This is a genomic window from Streptomyces colwelliae (assembly GCF_048158785.1).
Lineage (GTDB): Bacteria > Actinomycetota > Actinomycetes > Streptomycetales > Streptomycetaceae > Streptomyces.
This window is the reverse complement of record NZ_JBLTJC010000713.1, coordinates 1-2,220: the sequence shown is the minus strand read 5'-3', so window position 1 is coordinate 2,220 and position 2,220 is coordinate 1. Positions and strand designations below refer to the sequence as shown.

Below are 2,220 nucleotides of genomic sequence, written 5' to 3'. Positions count from 1 at the left end.
CGGACGGGCTGGGTAGTGCCCGGTGCTGTGAAGTTGGGGCTGTCAGGCCGGGCGCAGCCAGATCGTAGCCAGAGGCGGCAGCGTCACTCGGATGCTGGTCGGGCGGCCGTGCCACGGTTGGGGTTCGGGCTTGATGTGATCCGGGTTGGTGATGTCGCTGCCGCCGTAGAGGGCGGTGTCGGTGTTGAGGGTTTCGTGCCAGGCGGGGATGTCGTCGGGGGTGCCGAGGCGGTAGTCGTGGCGGACCACGGGGGAGAAGTTGCTGACGGCGAGGAGGGGGGAGCCGTCGGTGTCGTAGCGGAGGAAGGCGAAGACGTTGTCCTCGGAGGCGTCGCCGGTGACCCACTGGAAGCCGGCCGGGTCGGTGTCGAGTTGCCAGAGGGCGGGGGTGTGGCGGTACACCGTGTTGAGGTCGCGGACGAGGTCGCGTACGCCCCGGTGGTCCGCTTCGGCGCCGTAGGCCGGGTCGAGGAGCCACCAGTCGGGGCCGTGGGTCTCCGACCACTCCGCGCCCTGGGCGAACTCCTGGCCCATGAAGAGGAGTTGCTTGCCGGGGTGGGCCCACATGAAGGCGAGGTAGGCGCGGAGGTTGGCGCGCTGCTGCCACCAGTCACCGGGCATCTTGGACACCAACGAGCGCTTGCCGTGGACGACTTCGTCGTGGGAGATCGGCAGGACGTAGTTCTCGCTGTAGGCGTAGACCATGGAGAACGTCATCTCACCGTGGTGGTGCTTGCGGTGGACGGGCTCGTGCGACATGTAGTCGAGCGAGTCGTGCATCCAGCCCATGTTCCACTTCAACCCGAAGCCCAGGCCGCCGAATCCGCCGGGTCCGATGTGGTGCGTGGCGCGCGTGACGCCGTCCCAGGCGGTGGACTCCTCGGCGATCGTCACGACACCGGGCACCCTGCGGTACACGGTCGCGTTCATCTCCTGGAGGAAGGCGACGGCGTCGAGGTTCTCCCGGCCGCCGTGCTCGTTCGGGGTCCACTGGCCCGGCTCGCGTGAGTAGTCGAGGTACAGCATCGAGGCGACCGCGTCCACGCGCAGGCCGTCGATGTGGAACTCCTGGCACCAGTAGACGGCGTTCGCCACAAGGAAGTTGCGCACCTCACGGCGGCCGAAGTCGAACTCCAGGGTGCCCCAGTCCGGGTGCGCGGCACGGAGCGGGTCCGCGTGCTCGTACAGGGGGCGGCCGTCGAACTCGGCCAACGCCCAGTCGTCGCGCGGGAAGTGGGCCGGTACCCAGTCCATGAGGACGCCGATACCGGCCTGGTGCAGGGCGTCGACGAGGAACTTGAAGTCGTCGGGGGTGCCGAGGCGGGCGGTGGGTGCGTAGAAACCGGTGACCTGGTAACCCCACGAGCCGCCGAAGGGGTGCTCGGCGACCGGCATCATCTCGACGTGGGTGAAGCCCAAGTCCTTGACGTAGGCGGGGAGTTGCTCGGCGAGCTGGCGGTACGTCAATCCCGGGCGCCAGGAGGCGAGATGGAGCTCGTAGACGGAGAAGGCGGCCTCGTGGGCGGGGACTTCGGCGCGCTGGGCGAGCCAAGCGGCGTCGTTCCACTCGTAGTGCGAGGCGTGGACGATCGAGGACGTGCTCGGCGGGATCTCGGTGCGGCGGGCCATCGGGTCGGCGCGGAGCGTCTTCGAACCGTCGGGGCGGGTGATCTCGAACTTGTACAGCTCGCCCTCGCCGATGCCGGGCATGAACAGTTCCCAGACCCCGGTGCCGCCGAGTGAGCGCAGCGGGGCGCCCGTCCCGTCCCAGAAGTTGAAGGTACCGGCGAGGCGTACGCCTTGCGCGTCCGGCGCCCACACGGTGAAACGGGTACCGGTGACCCCCTGATGCGTCATCGGCCGCGCCCCGAGCGCCTGCCACAACTCCTCGTGCCGGCCCTCGCCGATCAGGTGGAGATCCAGATCGCCGAGCGCGGGGAGGAACCGGTAAGCGTCCTCGACTTCTTGCACGGTGCCTTCGTAGGCCACGGCGAGCCGATACTCCGGCACGCCCTGCAAGGGCAGCAACCCCGAGAAGAACCCGTCCCCGTCGTCATGCAACTCGGCCTTCAACTGCCCGGCCACGACGGTCACTCCAAGCGCGAACGGCCGGAACACCCGGAACGCGACGCCGCCGGGGACCTGGTGGGCGCCGAGTACGGAGTGGGGGGCGTGGTGGGTGCCGTGGAGGAGACGGTCGCGGTCTGTGGCGTCCAGGGC

General features: G+C 69.2%; 1 protein-coding gene. It reads right to left on the bottom strand.

The window, feature by feature from the left end; genetic code table 11:
• Window positions 1-42: 42 nt before the first annotated feature.
• Window positions 43-2,220: 1,4-alpha-glucan branching enzyme (gene glgB, locus ACNFOC_RS53515; RefSeq protein WP_416966188.1), on the bottom strand; the 2,178-nt coding region annotated here is incomplete at its 5' end.